At 71.2% G+C, this 20139-nt stretch carries 19 protein-coding genes; 13 read left to right on the top strand and 6 right to left on the bottom strand.

Translation table 11 applies throughout. The annotated features are described in order from the left end of the window. Positions 1-223 precede the first annotated feature (223 nt). From ACIP6U_RS11380 to ACIP6U_RS11360, 5 genes are read left to right on the top strand one after another with little or no spacing between them, the layout of a single operon-like run. Complete coding sequence (locus tag ACIP6U_RS11380) at positions 224-1288, top strand: phytanoyl-CoA dioxygenase family protein (protein WP_401715149.1); 1065 nt, start codon at positions 224-226, stop codon at positions 1286-1288. Further along, positions 1270-2589 carry a DUF6271 family protein gene (locus tag ACIP6U_RS11375; protein ID WP_401715147.1) on the top strand — a complete coding sequence of 440 codons (1320 nt, stop codon included), beginning with the start codon at positions 1270-1272 and terminating at the stop codon, positions 2587-2589. Before ACIP6U_RS11380 ends, ACIP6U_RS11375 begins: the two co-directional genes overlap by 19 nt. Further along, a complete protein-coding gene (locus tag ACIP6U_RS11370) occupies positions 2586-3770 on the top strand; it encodes a type III PLP-dependent enzyme (RefSeq protein ID WP_401715145.1) in 1185 nt (394 codons plus the stop codon). Before ACIP6U_RS11375 ends, ACIP6U_RS11370 begins: the two co-directional genes overlap by 4 nt. Continuing rightward, a complete protein-coding gene (locus tag ACIP6U_RS11365) occupies positions 3767-4366 on the top strand; it encodes a GNAT family N-acetyltransferase (protein ID WP_401715143.1) in 600 nt (199 codons plus the stop codon). The genes ACIP6U_RS11370 and ACIP6U_RS11365 overlap by 4 nt, the downstream gene beginning before the upstream one ends. After that, positions 4344-5531 carry an MFS transporter gene (locus ACIP6U_RS11360; RefSeq protein WP_401715141.1) on the top strand — a complete coding sequence of 396 codons (1188 nt, stop codon included), beginning with the start codon at positions 4344-4346 and terminating at the stop codon, positions 5529-5531. Before ACIP6U_RS11365 ends, ACIP6U_RS11360 begins: the two co-directional genes overlap by 23 nt. 102 nt (positions 5532-5633) lie before the next feature. Here ACIP6U_RS11360 and ACIP6U_RS11355 read toward each other — a convergent pair whose 3' ends face one another. Continuing rightward, positions 5634-6365 (bottom strand): hypothetical protein, encoded by a 732-nt coding sequence (locus tag ACIP6U_RS11355; RefSeq protein WP_401715139.1) that lies wholly within the window; start codon positions 6363-6365, stop codon positions 5634-5636. A 156-nt stretch (positions 6366-6521) separates the two neighbouring features. Beyond that, positions 6522-7463 (bottom strand): LysR family transcriptional regulator, encoded by a 942-nt coding sequence (locus tag ACIP6U_RS11350; RefSeq protein ID WP_401715137.1) that lies wholly within the window; start codon positions 7461-7463, stop codon positions 6522-6524. Positions 7464-7533: 70 nt separating this feature from the next. On the opposite strand from ACIP6U_RS11350, the gene ACIP6U_RS11345 reads away from it, so the two are divergent. Together ACIP6U_RS11345 and ACIP6U_RS11340 are read left to right on the top strand one after the other, a co-directional pair. After that, complete coding sequence (locus ACIP6U_RS11345; protein ID WP_401715135.1) at positions 7534-8421, top strand: SDR family NAD(P)-dependent oxidoreductase; 888 nt, start codon at positions 7534-7536, stop codon at positions 8419-8421. 117 nt (positions 8422-8538) lie between these two features. Then, positions 8539-9468 (top strand): SDR family NAD(P)-dependent oxidoreductase, encoded by a 930-nt coding sequence (locus ACIP6U_RS11340; RefSeq protein WP_401715133.1) that lies wholly within the window; start codon positions 8539-8541, stop codon positions 9466-9468. Between the two features lie 91 nt (positions 9469-9559). On the opposite strand, the gene ACIP6U_RS11335 is transcribed toward ACIP6U_RS11340, so the two are convergent. After that, positions 9560-12064 carry a BTAD domain-containing putative transcriptional regulator gene (locus tag ACIP6U_RS11335; protein WP_401715555.1) on the bottom strand — a complete coding sequence of 835 codons (2505 nt, stop codon included), beginning with the start codon at positions 12062-12064 and terminating at the stop codon, positions 9560-9562. A gap of 173 nt (positions 12065-12237) precedes the next feature. Between ACIP6U_RS11335 and ACIP6U_RS11330 the strand changes: the two genes are divergently transcribed. Further along, positions 12238-13119 (top strand): alpha/beta fold hydrolase, encoded by an 882-nt coding sequence (locus ACIP6U_RS11330; RefSeq protein WP_401715131.1) that lies wholly within the window; start codon positions 12238-12240, stop codon positions 13117-13119. A 31-nt stretch (positions 13120-13150) separates the two neighbouring features. Here the strand turns inward: ACIP6U_RS11330 and ACIP6U_RS11325 are convergent, their stop codons facing one another. Then, positions 13151-14110 (bottom strand): alpha/beta hydrolase, encoded by a 960-nt coding sequence (locus ACIP6U_RS11325; protein WP_401715129.1) that lies wholly within the window; start codon positions 14108-14110, stop codon positions 13151-13153. 189 nt (positions 14111-14299) lie between these two features. Between ACIP6U_RS11325 and ACIP6U_RS11320 the strand changes: the two genes are divergently transcribed. From ACIP6U_RS11320 to ACIP6U_RS11305, 4 genes are all read left to right on the top strand, one after another. After that, entirely contained in the window at positions 14300-14710 is a 411-nt protein-coding gene (locus ACIP6U_RS11320) for a TetR/AcrR family transcriptional regulator C-terminal domain-containing protein (protein WP_401715127.1), read from the top strand. Further along, a complete protein-coding gene (locus ACIP6U_RS11315; protein WP_401715125.1) occupies positions 14698-14955 on the top strand; it encodes a hypothetical protein in 258 nt (85 codons plus the stop codon). The genes ACIP6U_RS11320 and ACIP6U_RS11315 overlap by 13 nt, the downstream gene beginning before the upstream one ends. A gap of 62 nt (positions 14956-15017) precedes the next feature. Beyond that, a complete protein-coding gene (locus ACIP6U_RS11310; RefSeq protein WP_401715123.1) occupies positions 15018-16319 on the top strand; it encodes a hypothetical protein in 1302 nt (433 codons plus the stop codon). Between the two features lie 113 nt (positions 16320-16432). Further along, a complete protein-coding gene (locus tag ACIP6U_RS11305; protein WP_401715121.1) occupies positions 16433-17497 on the top strand; it encodes a P1 family peptidase in 1065 nt (354 codons plus the stop codon). Between the two features lie 26 nt (positions 17498-17523). Here the strand turns inward: ACIP6U_RS11305 and ACIP6U_RS11300 are convergent, their stop codons facing one another. Both ACIP6U_RS11300 and ACIP6U_RS11295 read right to left on the bottom strand, forming a co-directional pair. Beyond that, positions 17524-17910 carry a signal peptidase I gene (locus ACIP6U_RS11300; protein WP_401715119.1) on the bottom strand — a complete coding sequence of 129 codons (387 nt, stop codon included), beginning with the start codon at positions 17908-17910 and terminating at the stop codon, positions 17524-17526. 45 nt (positions 17911-17955) lie between these two features. Then, positions 17956-19170 carry a glycosyltransferase gene (locus ACIP6U_RS11295; RefSeq protein WP_401715117.1) on the bottom strand — a complete coding sequence of 405 codons (1215 nt, stop codon included), beginning with the start codon at positions 19168-19170 and terminating at the stop codon, positions 17956-17958. A 275-nt stretch (positions 19171-19445) separates the two neighbouring features. Here ACIP6U_RS11295 and ACIP6U_RS11290 point away from each other — a divergent pair, with 275 nt between their 5' ends. Continuing rightward, the gene (locus tag ACIP6U_RS11290) at positions 19446-20030 is read left to right on the top strand and encodes a hypothetical protein (RefSeq protein WP_401715115.1); all 585 of its coding nucleotides are present in this window, start codon (positions 19446-19448) and stop codon (positions 20028-20030) included. Positions 20031-20139 lie beyond the last annotated feature (109 nt).

Raw genomic sequence — 20139 nt, 5'->3', positions numbered from 1 at the left:
GCGCGTGGTGCAGCAACCCTGTAGGCCGCCCGCCCTCCTTCGGGCCGTGCGGCAGCGCGCTGTTCGCCAGGCGCCGTCGCACGGCACCGGTGCGCGTCCGGATGCGGGTGTCAGGTGTGCAGACCGCCACACGCCCGCATTCCTGTGCCGCGGCGGACACCTCGCACAAGCGGTGGCCTCCGGCCGGTGGCCACCGGTAAGAGATCGAGGTCTGGAACACTGCATGCCCACGCCTGACCGTTATCTCCACCGTGCCGCTTCGCCCGTCCCCTACTTCAGCCCGGACGGCGAGATCTACCTCGCGCAGACCGCCTTGCGCGACCTGAAGAAGACCGTTCCCCTGCGCGTGCTGTCCGAGGCGGACTTCGCCTCCTGGCAGAACTACGGCTACGTCGTCGTGAAGCAGGCGATACCCGCGTCCGCCGCCCGCCAACTCGTCGACTTCGCCTGGGACTTCCAGGGGCTCGACCCCGAACGCCCGGACACCTGGTACGAGGAGCGGGAGTACCGCTCGGACCTCGACCGCGACCTGCACATCTACGGTTTCGTCGAGGCGTACCACCACCAGCTCATCTGGGACAGCCGCATGACCCAGCGGGTCTACGACGCGTTCGTGGACGTGTGGGACTGCGAGGAGCTCTGGGTCACCCTGGACCGGCTCAACCTGAACCCGCCCAACGTCAAGAACCGCTCCCGGGCCCTGATCCCGAGCACCGAAGAGGGCTTCGACATCGAGCTCCACTGGGACGTCGACACCACGCTCGGTGTACCGCCGCAGCGGGTGCAGGGGATCATCGCCCTCAACGACACCACCGCGGAACTCGGCGGCTTCCAGTGCTGTCCCGAGCTGTTCCACCGCTTCGACCGCTGGAAGGCGCTCCAGCCCGACGGCCGCGACCCGATCCGCCCGCGGATCGACCGCGCCGAATACCCGGTGGTGCGGCCCGAGTTGGAGGCCGGCGACCTGCTCATCTTCAACGGCATGCTGGCCCACGGAGTGGCCCCCAACACCTCGAAGAACGGCGTGCGGGCGGCCCAGTACCTGTCGATGATGCCGGCGCTGGAGACCCACCAGACCCTGCGGCGCTCCCGGGTCGACTCCTGGCGCACCCTCAGCACCCCCGAGTGGAACGCGACGCTGCTGGGCGACGCCCACAAGCACGAGTCGCTGCGCTACGGCAGGGCCACCCTCGACGAACTGGGTGCCAAGTTGCTGGGCCTCAAGTCCTGGAGTGGCGTGGAGCTGGACGACCCGGTCGGAGAAGCCGCATGCGCCGAATATGTCTGACCCTGCCCACCAACCGGCCCTGCTCGGCGACGATCGAGGCCATCGCCGATGAAGCGGCCTACGCCGTCGAGCACTTCGACACCGAGGTGCACCTGCTGATCCTCGACTCCTGCGACGCGGCCGCCCTCGCGGAGCACGCCGAGACGGTGCGCGGTCTCCCGCAGGACCCGCGGATCGTCGTCCACCACCTCGACGAGGAGGGTCAACGCGCCTTCCTCCAGCGGACGATCGGCCGGGCCGCGGCCACCAAGCCCGACCTCCTGCTGGAGTTGATGCTCCCCGCGAAGCTGTCCTACGGGGCCTGCACCAACCGGGCGTTCCTCATCGCCGCCGCTCTCGGCTGCGAGTCCGTGCACCGCAGGGACTCCGACAGCCGCTACCAGACCCTCGACGGCGAGACCCTCTTCCCCGTCCACCACGAACTCACCTCGCTCGGCCGACGTGCGGCCGACACGGCGTCCGACGTCACCGAGAACATGCTGGCCGAGCGGCACGCCGACAAGACGGTCTCGATGGTGGCCGCGTCCTTCGTCGGTGAACTCTCCGTCGACATCGGCGAGATCCTCGACATCGACCCCGGTGTCTACCACGACATGGTCAGCCTCTGGGCGCCCATGGAGTGGTCCGACGACCAGAAGAAGCAGCTGGTCGAGGAGTCCTTCCGGGGCGCCGGCACCGACCCGTTCGTCCAGGACCACTCGACACTGGCCCTGGTCGACCCGATGCGCGTCGACATGTGCAACATCAGCTTCCACGGGGTGCACGAACGCGTGCCGCTGCCACCGGCGACCGACACCATCGGCAGCGACTACTTCCTCATCCACCTGGTCCACGACGCGGCCCTGCCCGGCGTGCTGCACAACCGGCACATCGTCAACTACTACACGGGCGAACGCCGGACCGACGCCGGCTTCACCGTGTACCAGATGCGCTTCGTGAAGTTCCTGCTGTCGATGCTCTACTTCAACGTCATCTACGACCGGATGGCCCAGGCGGGACCGGAGTTGGTCGATGAGCGGGGGCAGGTACGCGCGGCCCCGGTCGCCCGACTGGCCAGGGAGAGCGCCCTGCTCGACCGCGCCGAGAACGTCCAGCGGCTGGACGCCCTCGACATCGCCTACCGCCAACTCGGCGGCAGGTACGCCGAGTTCGCCGACCTCCTGGCGGCGCGTCGCGAACGCCTCCTCGACGAGGCGCGCGGCGACATCGAGGACTTCGCTCTCCTGGCCGAGTCCTGGGAAGCGCTCGTGGAGGCCGCCCGGCACACCCCGGTGCAGACGCCGACGGTGAGGCCGGCGTGAGCGCGGCCCAGGAGTCCGCCGCCCTCCGTGCCGCGCTCGTGGCGGCCACCGAGGACCGGATCGTCTTCGACCTCGGCGGAATCGCGGAACGCTACGAGACGCTCCGCCGTGAACTGCCCGACGTGCTCGTCCGGTTCGCCCTCAAGGCCTGTCCGGTCGACGAGGTGATCGCGTGCCTGGCACAGCTGGGCGCCGGAGCCGACGGGGCCAGCCCACGCGAACTGGAACAGGCACTGCGGGCGGGCATGCCGGTCGACCGCGTGCACTACGGCAACACCGTCAAGTCCGACCAGGACATCGCCGAAGCCCACCGCCTCGGCGTCGACACCTTCGCGACCGACAGCGTCGAGGACGTGGCGGCGATCGCCCAACACGCCCCCGGAGCACGGGTGTTCTGCCGTCTGGCGACCACCGGGGAAGGCGCCCTGTGGGGCCTGACCGGCAAGTTCGGCTGCTCGCCCGCCGACGCGGTGCGCGTGCTGGAGACGGCACGCGCGTCGGGCCTCACACCGGCGGGCCTGTCCGTCCACGTGGGCTCCCAGCAGATGACGGCGGACGCCTGGCACACCGCCCTCGAAGACCTGGCCGACGTCCTCGACGTCCTGGGCCGACGCGGGATCACCCTGGACCACGTCAACCTCGGCGGCGGCCTCCCGGCGCTCGGCTACCAAGACCGGTACGGCACTCCGCTAGACCCGCCGATCGACAAGATCTTCGCCGTCATCCGTGAGGGCATGCGCCACCTCAGGGAGGTCCACGGCGAGCACCTCCGGTTCGTCATGGAACCGGGACGCCATCTCGTCGCCGACCACGGAGCCATCCGGGCCCGGGTGACCCGGCTGGCCGAGCGGCGCGGACCCGACGGCGAACCCCAGTACTGGCTCTACCTCAGCTGCGGGAAGTTCAACGGCCTGTACGAGATGGACGCCGTGCAGTACCGGCTGCACTTCCCCACCCACCCCGACCCCGAGTACGTGCCCGCCGTCGTCGCAGGCCCCACCTGTGACAGCGACGACGCCTACCCGAGCGACCAGGGACTCGTCCGCGTACCCAAGGACCTGGCCTCGGGGGATCCGGTCTGGGTGCTGTCCAGCGGTGCCTACGCGATGAGTTACATGACCCAGGGCTTCAACGGGTTCGACCCGCTGCCGTACACCGTGACGAACGAGAGGCGCCCATGAGCGACCTCGTGGACATCCGCCCCATCGCCGAGACCGACTGGGACGCCATCGTGGAGATGGAGGCCCGCGCCTACGACCGACTCGGCCTGACGGAAGGGCGCGAGGTGCTGCGCTCCCGGGCCGGCGCCTCGCCCGACCTGTGCTTCGTGCTGGATGTCGGCGCCCGCCCGGCCGGCTATCTGCTGGCGCTGCCTTACCCGGCCTTCCACTATCCCGACCTGGAACACACCCAGCAGGCGACGGATGCGGCGGGCTCGTCGCCCGACAACGTCCACCTCCACGACATCGTTATCACCGAGGGCCTCCGGGGCAGAGGCCTGGCCCAGCGCCTACTGCACCACCTCGCCTCGACGGTCCGCTCGCGCGGCTACGAGCGGATCTCACTGGTCGCCGTCGGCCGCAGCCGGACCTTCTGGTCGGCGCGCGGATTCACCGCACACCCCCGGGTCCGGCCCAGCGGCTACGGCACAGGCGCCGTCTACATGTCCAAGGCGGTGCCGGCCGACAGTGCCGCAACGCCCGAGCCGGCCGACGTCCCGCCGCGCGGTCCGTTCGCCCCGACGAAGCGAGCTGATGCGCGTGTTCCGTGTCCATGACCCCTTCGTACGCAGCCAGTTGGCCATCGCCGCACTGTTCTGCGCCCTCGGCTTCCAGTACGCCACCTGGGCCTCGCGGATCCCCGCCATCAAGGCGGACCTCGGGCTGACCCCGGCCGAGGTGGGCGTCCTGCTGATGGCGGCCGGAGTCGGCGCGGTGGCGTCCTTCCCGCTGGTCCCGGTGCTCATGAAGCGCCTGGGTTCGGCGCAGTTGGCGCTGCTGTCCACCGTGTGCCTGACCGTCGTACTCCTGGGCCTGGCGGCGGCGCCCAACTACCCGGTCGCCCTGCTGGTCATGGGTGTGGACGGCGTCTTCGTGGGATGCCTGAACGTCGCCATGAACGCGCAGGGCGCCGCCCTGGAGGCACGGCACGAACGCAACACCATGGCCCGACTGCACGCGACGTTCAGCGGCGGCTCCTTGCTGGCGGCGCTGCTCGCCTCCGTCATGACCGCCGTCACCTCGTCGGTCGGGCTGCACTTCGGTGTCGCGGCCGTGCTCCTCGTCCTGCTCGGGGTCGCCGCTCGCCCCGGTCTGCTCACCGACGACGCGCCGGCCGCCGAGGAGAAGGAGAAGAAGGGCCGCAGCAAGTGGACCCTGCCGTCCCGGATGGTCCTGTGGATGTGCGTCGCCATGGCGTTCGGCACCGTCACCGAGGGCGCCATGAACGACTGGTCCGCCCTCTACCTGAAGGAAGTGGCCAAGGCGTCCGCGGAGTTGGCGCCCCTGGGCATCGCCGTGGTCTCCGGCATGATGGTGCTCGCCCGCCTCTTCGCGGACGGCTGGCGCAGCCGCTGGGGGGACGGCCGGATCGTCCTGTCCGGCAGCGCGCTGGCCGCCGCGGGCCTGGCCTTCGCCCTGGTGGCCGGGGGAGTGGCACCCGCCCTCATCGGCTTCGCCTGCGTCGGCCTGGGCGTCGCGGCCGTGACCCCGTGCATCTACGTGGCCGCGGCGAAACAGGGCTCGGAGGCCCTGGCCCTGGTCGCCGCCATGGGCACGACGGGCCTGCTCGCCGGGCCGCCGTTCATCGGCTTCGTGGCGAACGCCAGCAGTCTCGTGGGGGGCTTGGCGGTCGTCGCGGCCGCCGCCGTGGTGGTGGCCCTGTGCAGCACGCAGATCCGCTGGACACCCGTGGTGGCCGACCGGACCCTGGCCGGCCAGTGACGCGCCACCCGACCTGAGAGTCGACACCGGCCCCGCACCGAAGCCGACGGTGCGGGGCCGGTCGCGTCGAGGCCGGTGACGCAGAAGAGGCGCGTACGACGATCAGTTCCAGCCGACGACCTTGAAGTCCTTGTTCACGAAGACATGGTGCGGCCAGTTGACGCTGATGTTGTGGACCTCGTACTCACCGTCGCTCAGCTGCACCACACGGTCGTTGACGCCACCGGGCACGACGGCCTGCGCGGCCTTCACCGCCTTGTCGGCCGCCGTTCCGCTGATGATCGTCCCCTCGCCCTCGGTGTAGTCCGGGATCCTGCCCACCGACTTGTCGGGCGACGGGGTGCCCTGCTGGAAGGGGATCACCCCGGCGGCTTCGGCGGCCGCGGCTCCGCCGTCGCCGTGCGGCTGGACGGTGACCTGTGTGGCCTCGATGGTCGCGCTGTCGACCGTGCCCAGCACGAGGACGCTCTCGTCCACCTTCACCACCTTCTCGGTGGCGGGTTTGGTGCCCTTCTCGTACTTGGTCGTGGACGTCTCGGCGACGGTCACCTTCACACCGGTCGCGGTCGTCAGCGTGAAGCCCGACGTGGACGTGGACGTGACGATGCCGGTCGCACCACCGGCGGCCGGCCCTGCCGCGGGTCCACCGGTGGGCGTCGCGCTCGGCGCGTCCGCGGCCGGGACGGCGGCGGTCGATGCGGCGGACGTACCGGCGAATCCGGTCACCGCCAGGGCGACCCCGGTAAGTACCAATGCGACCGCGGCGGCGAGCGGCACGCCCTTCTTCCTCGACAGGAACTGCTGGGCGTGCGCCCGGCGGTTTCGCGGTGGCACCGACTCAATGGTTGGCGCGTCTGTCGGGTCGTAGTCGTTCATCGTTGAACTCCTCGCGTGGGGCGACACGAGGATCCTGTGGTCCGTACCTACGAGGACGCTGTGCCCGTGATGAAGAATTCCTGACAAAGGCGCGTCACCTGGGATCACGTGCGATCACGTGGGAGGTGAGGACGGGGCGGGCGTGTCGATGGCCAGAGCCGCCGCGCGGAGGGCGGCCGCCACGCGGACGATCTGCTCGGACGGCGGGGCGGGGAGGCGGGCCAGGAGGAGGCGGCGCTGTTCCTGGGGGCCGCCGTGGACGGGGAGGACGCGGACGCCCGGTGGTGCGGCGGCGGCGAGGACGGCGGGGATCGTGGTCAGACCGCAGCCGGCGGCGACGAGGTGCAGTTTGGCGAGCCAGTCGCGGGCGGTGTGGGCGATCTCGGGGCGCTCGTCCAGGCCGGGCCAGACGCCCATCAGGCGGTCCTCGCCGGAGGAGGTGCTGGTGATCCAGCGCTGCCCGCGCAGGTCGGCCACGTCGACGAAGTCGCCGCGGGCGAGCGGGTGGGTGGCCGGGACCGCGAGCCGCAGGGCGCGCTCGGTGAGGGTCCGGAGCACGAGCGGGGGCGACTCGGTGTCCGGCGGGCGGAAGGGCGGGGCCGATCCCAGCAGGGCCAGGTCGAGGCTGCCGGCGCGCAGGGCGCGTACCAGTGCCGGAGTACTGCCCTCCCGGCTGACGACGTGCAGACCGGGATCCGTGCGGCGCAGGGCGGCCAGCGCGGTCGGCAGCAAGACTGCACCGGCGCTGGGGAACCAGCCCAGCCGGACCGTCCCGGCCTGACCGGGCAGACCCGACAGTTCACGCGCCGTCGCGTCGATCTCGTCGAGCACGACCGTCGCGCGGCGCATGACCACGCGACCGGCCGCGGTCAGCCGTACCCCGTCCCGGCGCCGTTCCAGCAGCTCGGCTCCCGCCGCCCGTTCGATCGAGGCGATCTGCCGGGACACCGCCGACTGCGTGTAGCCCAGCGACACGGCGGCCGCGGTGAAGGTTCCCTGCTCGGCGACGGCGCGGAAGACCCGCAGCGCGGTCAGTGACACATCCGTGAAGTCCATGATGATTACGCATACTAGCCTTGCGTAAGTTTCGTTGGACGCATGGCAGCGGGGTTCCTAGCGTGGACGTATGACCACTTCACGCATCGCCCTCGTCACGGGCGCCAACCAGGGACTCGGCCGGGCTCTCGTCGAAGGGCTGGCCGCCCGGCTGGGCCCGGACGACCTCGTGCTGCTCACGGGCCGCAGCCAGGAGCGCGTCTCGGCTGCCGCCCGCGAGGTGGCCGCACTGCCCGACACCCGCAGCCGTGTCGAGGGCCGGATCCTCGACGTCACCGAGACGGAGGCCATCGCCGGACTCGCCGACGACCTCCGGGCCCGGTACGGCGGGGTCGACATCGTGATCTCCAACGCCGTCGCCCGGCTGCTGCCCGAGGAGTCGCAGTCCGCGCGGGCCGACGAGTTCATCAACGTCTCCAACACCGCGACCCACGCGATCCTGCGTTCCTTCGGCCCGATCCTGCGCCCGGCCGGCCGCCTCCTCGTGGTCGCCAGCAGCCTGGGCACCCTCGGCCACCTCGACCCGCGGTTGCACCACCTCTTCGACGGTGCGAGCCTCGAACAGGTCGAGTACGCCGTCGAGTCGTGGCGCGGTGCCATCCACCACAAGACGGCCGAAGAGGCGGGCTGGCCACGCTGGTTGAACGTGCCCTCCAAGGTCGCCCAGGTCGCCGCCGTCCGCGCGGTCGCCGCCGAACGGCGCGAGCACGACCTCGCCAACGGCACCCTGATCGCCTCCGTGTGCCCCGGCATGATCGACACCGCCACCTCGCGCCCCTGGTTCAGCGACTTCAGCGGCGCCCAGTCCCCGGCCGATGCCGCCCGCGCCGTACTCGACCTGGTCTTCGCCGACGGCGTCGATCCCGCGCTCTACGGCGAGTTGGTCCGCTTCGGCAGGGCACTGCCGTGGCACGACGGCGCGCCGCTGACGGAGCAGGACGGGCTGCTCACGCCGTGAGCCGAGGGCTGGCTGGCACGTGCACGCTTCGGTACCCGCACGCTTCGGCCCCGTTTGCCTCGGCGCATGGCACTCAGCACACGGCACAGCACTGAGTACACAGCAAGGAGTTCGTCCATGAATGCCATCAGCACCCCCTTCGGCTTCTCCAGCACGGCCGCCGAGGTCGCGGCGGGGGTCGACCTCACCGGCCGCCGTGCGGTGGTCACCGGTGCCTCGTCAGGGCTCGGCGCGGAGACCGCCCGCGTCCTCGCCACGACCGGCGCGGAAGTCACCCTGGCCGTACGGGATGTCGAGGCCGGTGAGCGCGTCGCCAAGGACATCACCGCCGCTACCGGCAACCAGGAGGTGCGTGTCGTGCCGCTGGACCTGACCGATCAGGCGTCCGTGGCCGCCTTTGCCGCCGCCTGGCAGGGCCCGCTGCACGTCCTGGTGAACAACGCCGGTGTCATGGCCTCACCCGAGCAGTACACCGAACAGGGCTGGGAACTGCAGTTCGCCACCAACCACTTGGGTCACTTCGCGCTCGCCACCGGCCTGCACGGCGCACTGGCCGCCGACGGCTTCGCCCGCGTCGTCGTGGTCAGTTCCACCGGCCACCAGCGGTCGCCGGTCGTGTGGGACGACGTCAACTTCGCCTTCCGGCCGTACGACCCGTGGCTCGCCTACGGCCAGTCCAAGACGGCCAACGTCCTCTTCGCGGTGGAGGCGACCCGTCGCTGGGCCGAGGACAACATCACCGCCAACGCCCTGATGCCCGGGGCCATTTACACCAACCTCCAGCGCCACACCGGCGGTCGTGGCAGTGGAAGGGTCCCGGCAGACCTGATCAAGACCGTCGAACAGGGCGCGGCGACCTCAGTGCTCCTCGCCACCTCGCCCCAGCTCGACGGTGTCGGTGGCCGCTACTTCACCGACTGTAACGAGACCGAGGTCGTCGACCGCCGCTCCGGCACCTTGCACGGAGTCGCCCGCTACGCCGTGGACCCGGACAACGCGCGGCGTCTGTGGACCCTTTCGGAGGAACTGCTGGCCCAGGCGGTGTGAACCTCGGCCCTGGTTGGGTGAGCACCGGCCGGACGTACCTCAGCGGGAGGGGCCACGCCTTCCGAACGGTCGCGACGACTACGCGTTCCGATCAGAACAGGTGTCCTTCGTCGAGGGCCAAGTCGATGGCGTGTACGTGGTGTTGGACCGGGCCGAAGGAGACGAGGCCGCTGCCGGCTCCGGCCAACTCGGCGGCGGCCGGGGTGAGTTCGTCCCGTGCCCTGCGCAGGATGGGCTCGTGTCCGACCGCACTGGCCGCCCGGGCCAGGAGGCACCACATCGCCTCCTGGAGCAGGTCGTGCGGTGGCCGGGGCGCCTCGTCGAGTGCCTGGCGTGCCTCTTCGGTGGCGCCGGCGCCGGCCAACAGGAGGGGGCGCAGCCACGGTTGGTAGGGACCGGCGTCGAGTTCGGGGAAGTCGGTCGGGCCGGGCAGGCCGTTCCCGCGCATGAACGGGACGAGGGCGACCAGGGCCGGGGCCCCCTGGGCGAGACCGGGCATACCGCTGTCCGCGGTCGCGGCCAGAACCCGCGTGTACAGGGGACGGGCCGCCGACCAACCCTCGGTCTCGCAGGTGCGCAGGGCGCGGAACCAGGACGTGAAGACTCTTGCCAGCGGCCGTTCATGACGGTGGGCCAGTCTGTCGATCTCCTCGGCTTCCGCGTCCGCCGCGTTGAGTTCGCCGAGTGCGGTGAGCGCCTGGAGGTGTACTAGACGCCCGAGGACCTCGTGACCGGGCAGGCCGTGGCCGACGGCCAGGTCGGTCAGTTCACGGCCGAGCGCCTCGCGGCCGGCGGCTCCGCCGCAGTGACCGAAGGACTGCATGAAGGCGCCGTTGAGAGCGAACGCGAGCAGTGCGGGATCGCCGAGGCGACGAGCCAGGCGGACGGCTTCCTCGGCGGCGCGCTCGGCCCGGAGCCGCCACGGCTCGGCCGCGGGGAGCTCGGCCCTGGTAGGACCGGCTCCGGCAGCCGTGACTCCGGCAGGTCCGACCGGGGCGGGCCCGGCGCCGGCAGGTTCGATCGAGGGCGGGATCGGTCTGTCGGCTGTGGCGTCCCGGCGCGACTCGACAGTGATCCGGGCGGGCTCGTCTTCGGCTGGTCTTCCTCGGGCAGGTCGGCGATCGGCGGGTTCGATCGAGGGCGGGATCGGTCCGTCGGCTGCGGCGTCCCGGCGCGACTCGACAGTGGCCCGGGCGGGTCCGCCGTCGGCAGGTCTTCCCTGGGCAGGTCCGCCTCCGTCAGGTTCTCCCCGGGCAGGTCGGCCACTGGCAGGTTCGATCGCCTGTGGGATCAGTCCTTCTGCTGTGGCGCCCCCGCGCGACTCGACAGTGACCCGGGCGGGTGCGCCACCGGCAGGTGTTCCCCAGGCAGGTCCGCCACCGACAGGTCCGATCGCCCGCGGGATCGGTCCGTCGGCCGCGGCGTCCCCCCGCGACTCGACCGCGACGACCGACAACAGCCGGGCTCGCAGCGCCGGTGAATCGCCGGGAACGAGCGCGGCGGCGGCGCGGGCGGCGGCCCGGGACAGTTCGCCCGCAGCGTCGGGATCGTCGGCGCGCGTCCACACGGCGGGCACGTCGTAGGAGCCGATGATCCGGGCCGCCAGCTCGGCGTCGCCGGTCGCCTCGGCCGCCGCGACCACGTCCCGCCGGTGCTCGCGCGCCTCTTCCAGTCCGTCGGCGCCGGTCACCGCGAGGTCGCGCAGCAGCGCGGCCGTGGCGTGCAACCGCGCCCGCGACCGGGTCGGCACCGCTCGTTCCCACGCGGCCGCCGCCCGTCCCCAGACCCCGTCGACGGCGCCGGAGGCCTCCGCCGACGCCGGGCTCCCCTTGAGGAGCTGCGCCTCGGCCCGAGCCAGTGCGGGGCCGGGTTCGATGCCGAAGCTTTCGGCGAGGGTGTGCCGGGCCCGACGCAGCGCTTCCAACGCGTCGCCGCGCCGCCCGGAGCGCTCCAGAGCGGTGGCCAGCAGTACCCAGCCGTCCTCCCGCCAGGGGTGCGCGACGACATGGGCCTCCAGGTCCACGGCCGCCTCGCGGGCGCCACCGGTCGCCAGCAGGGCATCCGCGCGCCGCTCGACCGCGTGCAGCCGCAGCGCCTCCAGCCGGGCCTGCTCGGCGGCGGCCCACCGGACACCGGGGAAGTCGGCCAGCACCGGGCCCCGCCACAGCCCGAGTGCCTGGTCCCACAGCGCGACCGCCGCATGCGGCGCCGCTGAGTCGGCCCGGGCCACCGTGTCCTCGAACCGCCAGGCGTCCACCACGTCCCGGCCGGCGTGCAGCACATAGCCGGGACCCTGGGTCACCAGCAGCCTGGACGCCTGCCTCGGGGCGCGTTCCGGCTCCAGGGCGCGGCGGAGTGCGGCAACAAAGGTGCGCACCGCGCCGACGCCACCGACCGGAGCGTCCCCGTCCCTGCCCCTGTGTCCGCCCCCATCCACATCCGCGTCCGCGTCTTCCCACAGGTCGGCCACCAGTCGGCCGACCGGCACGACACGGTTGCGCGCGATCAGCAGGCGGCCCAGGACCTCCCGGTGCCGTGGCGCGCCGAGCGCGACCGGATCGCCGTCCGCGTCCCAGGCGGCCACCGGCCCCAGCAGTCCGAACCGAACACCATCCACCGCACGGCCCTCCTGCGGGCCCCGCCGTCCCGGCGTGCCGCTCGTCCACTCATCGATCGCTGATCCGGGGCCCGCACTCTGGACCGCGTCCCCGGTCGTGCCGGACCACCCGGCCCGTCACGACCACCCTGCCACGAGCGCTTGGAGCTGCTGTGACACCCCTGAGCATCCCCGGTTTCGACGTCCACCGCGTCCCGGTCGACGACGGCGTCACCCTGAACGCCGCCGTCGGCGGCACCGGCAGTCCGGTCGTGCTGCTGCACGGCTTCCCGCAGACTCACCTCATGTGGCGGCACGTCGCCGCCGACCTGGCGGCCGACCACACGGTCATCTGCCCTGACCTGCGCGGATACGGTGCCAGCGACAAGCCCGCCGAGACCGGACCCGACGTCTACTCCAAGCGCACGATGGCCCGGGACGTCGTACGGCTGGCGGCGCGGCTCGGGCACGACCGGTTCGCCCTGGCGGGGCACGACCGCGGCGCCCTCGTCGCCTTCCGGGCCGCGCTGGACCACCCGCGCACCGTGTCCCGCGCGATCTTCCTGGACGTCCTGCCGACGCTGGACATGTGGGACGCCCTGCACGGCGCCTCCGCGGCCGTCGGCTTCCACCTCTACCTGATGGCCCAGGCCCCCGGCCTGCCCGAGCAGATGATCGAGGCCTCCGCCGACGCCTTCTTCGGGCACTTCCTGGACGCCTGGGTGAGCGACCCGGCCGCCGTGCCCGCCGACGTCCGTCGCCACTACCTCGACGCCTGCGCCGCGGCCGTACCGTCGATCGTCGCCGACTACCGAGCCTCCGCGGGCGTCGACGTGGACCACGACACCGCCGATCGCGCGGCGGGCAACCAACTCACCATGCCCGTCACCGTCCTTCAGCAGGACTGGGGCGCCGCCCTGGGCTACGACGCGGCGGGACTGTGGCGGGCCTGGGCACCGGACCTGCACCACCGCACCGTCTCCTGCGGGCACTTCATGGCGGAGGAGGACCCGAAGCTGATCGCGGCGGAGATCAGGGCGCTCGCCGATCGCTGACGGCGGGCGGAGAGCGCCCTGATCTCCTCAGCTATCCCTGGCGCTCCGAGGCTCCGATGCCGTGGGCGAAGGCCGTTGTCCAGGCCTCCACGGCTCGGCGGCTCGCCCGCGCCGTGGGGGCCAGGACGTCGAACATGTGCGGCAGTCCGGGCACGAGATGGAGCTCGACGGAGGTGCCGGCCGCGCTGAGCCGGGAGGCGAACTCCAGCGCTTCGTCCCGTGCCGGATCGATGGCCGTGACCATGATGTACGTCGGCGGCAGGTTCCCCAGATCCTTCGCGCGGGCCGGTACGGCATAGCCGGCTTCCGGATCGTTCTCCTGGAGGTAGAGCTCCCAACCGGCCGCCGCTCCCTGCCGGTTGAAGAGCTTGGGGTCAGTGATGGAGCGGGCCGACTCGGTCTCCAGGCGGTCGTCGAGGACCGGGTATCCCAGGTAGAGGTACCTGATGTGCGGCCCCTTGCGGTCGCGTGCGGCGAGCACCACGGCCGCCGAGAGAGCGGCTCCGGTGGAGTGTCCGCCCAGTGCCACGCGTGAGACGTCGAAACCCAGGGCCTCCGCCTCGTCGGCCACCCAGCGCAGCGCGGCGTAGCAGTCGTCGAACGCGGCGGGGTACGGATTCTCCGGGGCGAGCCGGTAGTCGGGGGCGACAAGGGCGATACCCAACTCCGCGGCCAGCCGTCGGCACGTGGCGTCCTCGGCGTTGGGCCCGCCGATCACGAACCCGCCCCCGTGGATCCAGACCGCCACCGGCAGGGGAGCGGTGCTCCTGTTCGCGGGTGTGTAGAGCCGCAGGCTCAGCGTGTGCCCGTCCACCGGGCTCGCGCGGTCCTCGACGTTCCCCTCGTCGTCGGACTTGGCGTCGCCGCTGGCCGCGCTGAGCGCGATGCGGGTTCCCTGCACATCGGCGAACACGTTGTTCTCGGGCAGCGACTCGTACACGGGAGGAAACTCGGCATCCAGGAACGCGACCGACTCCTCTCTCTTGGCCACTGAACAATGCGGATCTGTTGTCCAACGGACAAGCGGGGCGAGTGAGGCCTGCTCGGGGCCGGTACGGCGGCGGTACGGAGGTGGTGCGGCGGGGGAATGGCGGCGGGTATGGAGGCGGTGTGGCGGCGCTATATTGGCCGCTGGACAAGAGGGTCGTGACGCAAGTCGGAGTCGTGAAGGAAGGCGCGCATGGGCTTCAGTCGCGCAGCGGTCGTCGACGCGGCACTCGACGTGCTCGACGAGCAGGGCCTGGAGAAGGTCACCATGCGTGCCGTCGCGGACAGGCTGGGCGTGCAGCACAACAACGTCCGCTGGCACGCGGAGAACAAGCAGCGGTTGCTCGTGCTCATGTCGGACGCCGTCCTCGCGGGACTGGACGTGGCCGCCCTCCCCATTCAGTGGGAGGACCGCTTCCGTGCCCTCGCCCGCTGGTACCGCAAAGCCCTCCTGGCCCATCGCGACGGCGCGCGCCTGGTTTCGGGGATCGCGACGACGGAGACCAACACGTACCGGTTGGCCGACACGGTGATCCAGACGCTCCTGGACGCGGGTTTCCCCCGCGAACGGCGTCCTGGGCCACCTGGACCGTGTCCTATCTGATCCTGGGCATCACACAGGAGCAGCAGGCCCAGTCCGCCGACGCGTCGGTGCCCGCGACCGCGACCACGACCACGACCGCACCTGACCCCGTGCTCGACTTCGACGGCGAGGAGTTTCCGGCCCTGCGGAAGGCTTCCGGCCATGTCACGTCCGGCACCTTCGACGAACGCTTCGAGTTCGCCCTGGACATGCAAGTGACGGCTCTGCAGGTGGAGTTGGCCAAGTCGGCCCGTACTGGCTCCTAGGGAGCGCCCGCGAAGTCCCGTTGGGGACGGGCATTGTCAGTGGTGCTCCCTACGCTGTTCGCATGACTTCGATGGTGCGTACTCCGGTCGACGGCGAGGTGTACGTCCACTACGCGCAGCTCTACGTCGAGAGCGACCCGGACAGTCTCGGGCCCGGCCTGGCCGAGGCGTTCGCGGGGCAGAGCGGTGGGCTGTGCGGCGCGGCGATTCCCGGCACGCTCTGGCTGACGACGGGTCTGCACACCGGGCACGTCGGGTTCACAGTCGAAGTGCACGCCGCCGAGCCCTTGTTGGACGATGCGTGGGAAGACGTCGTGGAGGTCGCCTTCCACCCCATGTCGGACCGGACGGTTCTCAACGAGTGGGCCGGAGGGGGAACCTGGGACCTCGGCCTGGAGGAGAACGACTACCGCGTGCGCTACTGCACTCTGGGCATGGACCGGGCCCGGGACGTGGACACGCGCATGGCCGACGAACCCCACGTCGACCGCTATCTGTTGCAGTTCTGGCCGGCCCCGCCCGCACCGGACCGAGTGATCCGGCAGACCGCGGCGATCGCCGCCTACTGGCACGACTACGCCCGAAGCCAACCGCCCCCGCCCACGCCTGCCGAACGGGCGGAGGCCGAACGCGCTGCCCGCCTCGCCGAGGAGCAGGCCGAACGCGAGCGCCAACTCGCTTACGAACGATGGATCTGGGGCGATCAACTCCCCAGCCCCGCGCTGCGAGCCGTCGGTGGCAACGTCCGCGGTCTGCTGCGCTACGACGCTGCCCTCGTGCACGCCATCGACGCCGCAGAACCCGAAACGCAGCGCACGATCGCGCTGTTGGCGGCCCGGCGCGCCTGTACGGCCGCCGGTCTCGCCGACCTCGACTGGATCGCGTCGGCCCTGACGGCGTTGGCACGGAGGGAGCCGCTGCCGCCCCCCTTCGACGACGAGTCCCGCATGTGGCGGACGCTGATCGACGACCCGCGCGTTCCGGACCGGACGGTCACCAGGGCCGTCCCACCTCAGCGGCCGGTCTTCCGCCCGCCGGTCAAGCCCGGAGCCCAGCCCGCCCCAAAACCGCAAGTGGCGCCCGGGCATCACCCGATGACGGGACCTGTGGCGGCCAGAGCAAATGTGGCTCAAGGCCAGCAGACGCGGCACGTGTCGCTCAGCGCACATCTCACCGTCGGCACCCCGGATCCTTCGGTACCGGTGTCGCAACCGCACATGGCGCTCCCCGCCGTGACCGGCGCCGGCGAAGCGGATCCGCTCCAGGCCGCCCTCGACGCCGTGTTCGCGGCGGTGGCCACCTACGGCGCGGAGTACCCCACGCTTCTTGAGGAGGTGTGGTCCGTGTGCGGAGGACGCCCGTAGACGTCACGGCGGGATGTGTGCGGGGGCGGGGCGGGGGACATCCACAGGCATCACGGCATGACGCGTGCGAGGGACAGACGTAACCGCGCCGGCGGCGTCGATAGTCTCCGGACATGCGCGCACCCGTCCCAGATGCCCCTCAACCCCCGCCCTCCGCCCCACGCAGAGCCCGAGACCTCGGCCTCGTCATCGGGGACGGTCCCACGGGTGAGCACAACGCCCTCACGGACGTGCCCGGTATCCGCGTCGGGCACACCACGCTGATCCGTCCGCCCCGGGTGCACAGCGGTGTGACCGCGATCGTGCCGGACGGGGTGGGACCGGGCCGTCCGCTGCCGGCCGGGGTGTTCGTGGGCAACGGCTACGGCAAGCTGATCGGCGCCACGCAGATCGCCGAACTCGGCGCGCTGGAAACACCGGTGCTGCTCACCTCGACCCTGTCCGCGTTCCGTGTGGCGGATGCCCTGGTGGGCTGGCTGTTGGAGCAGCCCGAGGGAGCGGGCGTACGGAGTCTGAATCCGGTGGTGGGGGAGTGCAACGACGGGTTGTTGTCCGACATCCGGTCGCGTCCTGTCCGTGAGGAGCATGTCCGTGCCGCGCTCGAATCCGCGTCGGGCGGGCCTGTGGCCGAGGGATGTGTCGGCGGGGGCACTGGGTTGACGGCCCTCGGGTTCAAGGCCGGTATCGGTACGTCGTCGCGGCACGTGTCCCTGGCGGGGACGGACGTGACGCTCGGGGTGCTCGTGCAGGCCAACTTCGGCGGCATGTTGAGGGTGCGGGGCCGGACGGTCACCCCCGCCGCTGTGGGTGTTCCGGTGGTGGAGGCCGGTCCCGAAGTGGGGTCGTGCATGGTCGTGGTCGCCACCGACGCGCCGCTGGACGCACGGCAGTTGACCCGACTGGCGCGCAGGGCCGTCTACGGGCTGGCCAGGGTCGGCGCCGGGTACGGCCATGGCAGCGGGGACTACGGACTCGCCCTGGGGACCCGCCCCTTGGGTACGCCTGCCGGGCCCGCCGTGGTGCCCGACGACCGGCTCGACCCGCTCTTCGCCGCCGTACTCGACGCGGTGGAGGAGTCGGTACTCAACTCGCTGCTCATGGCCACCACGACCACGGGTCCGGACGGCGACACGCGTCACCCGCTGCCGGCGGCACCGCTCTTGGCCCTGCTCGGCTGATCGACAGCAGGACTTTCCATTCGGCTCTACGAATCCGTCCGCACTTCGTCGTGCGGTACGGCGTACCCAGGGACGGAAGGCCATCGCACGGTGAGTACCACCGACTCCTCCTCCGCGACCCAGGAGTGGTCGACTCCCCGGCCCCAGACGACATAGTCGCCCTGTTCCTCCAGCAGCACGCTGCGGTCGGGGAACTCCATCCGGAAGCGGCCTGTGACGAGGACGAGGAGAGCGGTACGCACTTCGCCCTGCACCCACTGTGCTCGCTGCTCGCCGCGCGGGTGGACGCCCCATTTGACCTCCAGGGCGTCGCTGTGGCGAGGATCGCCGTGCTCCTTGAAGTGACCGAGCAGCCAACCCCGGTCCAGCGCGGCGTCCTTGCCCGCGTTGCCCACATACACGCCGTCTTCCATGCGCCCGAACGCTAGCAGTCGGCCACCGCGTCGGTCGCGAGGTGATCAGCTCTTCCGGACCAGGGCATCGTGCAACCGGCTCGCGGCCACCGCGGCTCCGTCGGTACCGAGCTTGCCGCTCGGGGACTTGGCGCGCGCCCGGGTCTCGGGCGCCAGGACCGTCTTGACCGCGACGTTCAGCGACTCGTCGGTCAGCGTCGGACCGTCGAGTGCCGCGCCGATGTCCAGATCCGCCACCTGGCCGGCCCAGTACGGGTTGTCCGCGAGGCGGAGAGGCACCACCACCTGCGGCGCTCCCGCCCGGGCGGCCGTCAGCGTCGTACCCGCGCCGCCGTGATGCACCACGGCGGCCACCCTGCCGAACAGGCTTTGGTGGCTGACCTCGCCGATGGTGAAGCAGTCGTCGCGGTCGTCGGCCAGGTCCAGGTCCGCCCAGCCGCGGGAGACGAGCACGCGGCGGCCTTGTCCGCGGATCGCCTCGACGGCCCTGCGGGCGATGTCCGGCGCCGGGCGCATGCTGCCGAAGCCCACGTAGACCGGCGGTGCGCCCGCGTCCAGAAACGCCTCCAACTCGGCCGGGAGCGGGCGTTCGTCCGGCAGGCTCCACGCGCCCGTCTGGATCACGTCGAGGCCCGGGGTCTCCCGCCACGGTCCCAGGACCGGGTCCGCCGCCAGCCAGGGCCGGTCGCTGTAGACGTGGTCGCGGACGTTGTCCACCGCCGGCAGACCGAGCGCTGCCCGGTGGTCGTTGAGCGGCTCGGCGAACTGCGCGTTCACGTTCTGGGCGTCCAGCTCCCACAGCGTCCGGTTGTCCGTGGCTTCCGGCTCCGGCCATCCTGGCCGCGGCGGCGGCGCGTGGTACGGCGACGGCAGGTTGACCGCCGAGTAGCTGGCGTACACGTAGTGGATGCCCGCGGCCTCGGCCACGGACCGCGCGGCGATCTGCGCCAGGCCGGCCGCCACCAGCGCGTCACATCCGTCGGCCGCCCCCGGGAAGACGTCGAACTGCGTGGCGACCATCTCGGTCCGGTACCGGGCCAGTTCCGCCGCCGACGGCAGAGTCGTCCCGCGCATCAACTCCCGTACCGGCGGCCCGACCGGCACCAGTTCCATGCCGAGGCCTGCCAGGCGCTGAGCGAACTCCTCGTCCGGCGGGGCGCACATCCGCACCTCCACGCCGAGCTCCTGGAGCCGCACCGCGAGTGCCACCAGCGGTTCGACATCGCCACGCGTTCCGTAGGTGGACAACAACACCCGCATCCGGCGCCCTCTTTCGTTCTGTCGTCTCAATCGGGCAGCATACGTCGCGTTGTCCAGGGGCACGATCAAGTGGGCGTCGTCGCAACGGAGTTGGAGGCAGAGCGACACCGGACAGCGCCGGTTCCCGATCGTCGACACAAGCTGAGGGCCACGCAATGCGGAGTTCGACTGTGCCCGTTCCTGATGTTTCGATCATATTGCCCTGCGCCGGATTCGGAACACGCTTCAGGGCGCCCTACTCGAAGGAACTGCACTGTCTGGCTCCTGGAGTCACTGTGCTGGACCGCAGTCTGGAGGCTGTTGTCGAACTGGCCAAAAGCGGACTCAACGTGCGTGTGGTCGTCGTGTTCGGGACGCACAAAATGGACACCGTGAGTTATCTCGTGCGCTACGGCGAAATCTTTCAAATGGTCTTTGTCCACCAAGACCAGTCATTTGAACCGGATCTCGACGGTGCGATCCGGATTGCCCTGCCGATGACGCGGGGGCCGGTGGCTCTCGTCCTTCCCGACATCGTTGTCTCCGGAGCGGACAGCGCGGGCAGTCTGCTCGCCGCGGTGCGACACACAGGGGTGGCGGGCTGGAGCGTGGTGGCCGCCGAGGAACGGGATCCCGACACGCTGCGGCAGATGGGAGCGCTGACCGTGGTCGAGAGGGACGGGATCGCGAGAGTCGAGGCGGCCACCGACAAGCCGGCGGATCCCTCGGCCTTCAACGCGTTCTGGGGCATGGTGGCGGTCGCCGAGGAGGAGGCGCACCGGCTGCCCGAAGTGGTGAGCAAAGGGGCGGACAGTCCACTGCCCGGCGCGGTCGCGCTCATGGTGGAGCGAATTGTCAACTACAACACGGCGGCGGGCTGACTCTCCACGGTCCCCTTTTGGGTGCAACACCTCCATGGGGATCTCCGGAATGTCAAGTGTTGACATGTCCTGAGCCCGTGATCGATGCTTACGACTGTGTCACGGGGGC

The sequence above is a fragment of the Streptomyces sp. NPDC088794 genome, assembly GCF_044750545.1.
Taxonomy (GTDB): domain Bacteria; phylum Actinomycetota; class Actinomycetes; order Streptomycetales; family Streptomycetaceae; genus Streptomyces.
This window is presented reverse-complemented; position numbering and strand designations above follow the sequence as displayed.

What these genes read in the sequence shown, in the direction of transcription:
- ACIP6U_RS11340 (WP_401715133.1), top strand. Translation starts at nt 8,539, where the DNA reads ATGAATGCCATCAGCACCCCCTTCGGCTTCTCCAGCACGGCCGCCGAG.
- ACIP6U_RS11380 (WP_401715149.1), top strand. Translation starts at nt 224, where the DNA reads ATGCCCACGCCTGACCGTTATCTCCACCGTGCCGCTTCGCCCGTCCCC.
- ACIP6U_RS11310 (WP_401715123.1), top strand. Translation starts at nt 15,018, where the DNA reads ATGACTTCGATGGTGCGTACTCCGGTCGACGGCGAGGTGTACGTCCAC.
- ACIP6U_RS11300 (WP_401715119.1), bottom strand. Translation starts at nt 17,910, where the DNA reads ATGGAAGACGGCGTGTATGTGGGCAACGCGGGCAAGGACGCCGCGCTG.
- ACIP6U_RS11320 (WP_401715127.1), top strand. Translation starts at nt 14,300, where the DNA reads ATGGGCTTCAGTCGCGCAGCGGTCGTCGACGCGGCACTCGACGTGCTC.
- ACIP6U_RS11365 (WP_401715143.1), top strand. Translation starts at nt 3,767, where the DNA reads ATGAGCGACCTCGTGGACATCCGCCCCATCGCCGAGACCGACTGGGAC.
- ACIP6U_RS11345 (WP_401715135.1), top strand. Translation starts at nt 7,534, where the DNA reads ATGACCACTTCACGCATCGCCCTCGTCACGGGCGCCAACCAGGGACTC.
- ACIP6U_RS11360 (WP_401715141.1), top strand. Translation starts at nt 4,344, where the DNA reads ATGCGCGTGTTCCGTGTCCATGACCCCTTCGTACGCAGCCAGTTGGCC.
- ACIP6U_RS11305 (WP_401715121.1), top strand. Translation starts at nt 16,433, where the DNA reads ATGCGCGCACCCGTCCCAGATGCCCCTCAACCCCCGCCCTCCGCCCCA.
- ACIP6U_RS11375 (WP_401715147.1), top strand. Translation starts at nt 1,270, where the DNA reads ATGCGCCGAATATGTCTGACCCTGCCCACCAACCGGCCCTGCTCGGCG.
- ACIP6U_RS11295 (WP_401715117.1), bottom strand. Translation starts at nt 19,170, where the DNA reads ATGCGGGTGTTGTTGTCCACCTACGGAACGCGTGGCGATGTCGAACCG.
- ACIP6U_RS11350 (WP_401715137.1), bottom strand. Translation starts at nt 7,463, where the DNA reads ATGGACTTCACGGATGTGTCACTGACCGCGCTGCGGGTCTTCCGCGCC.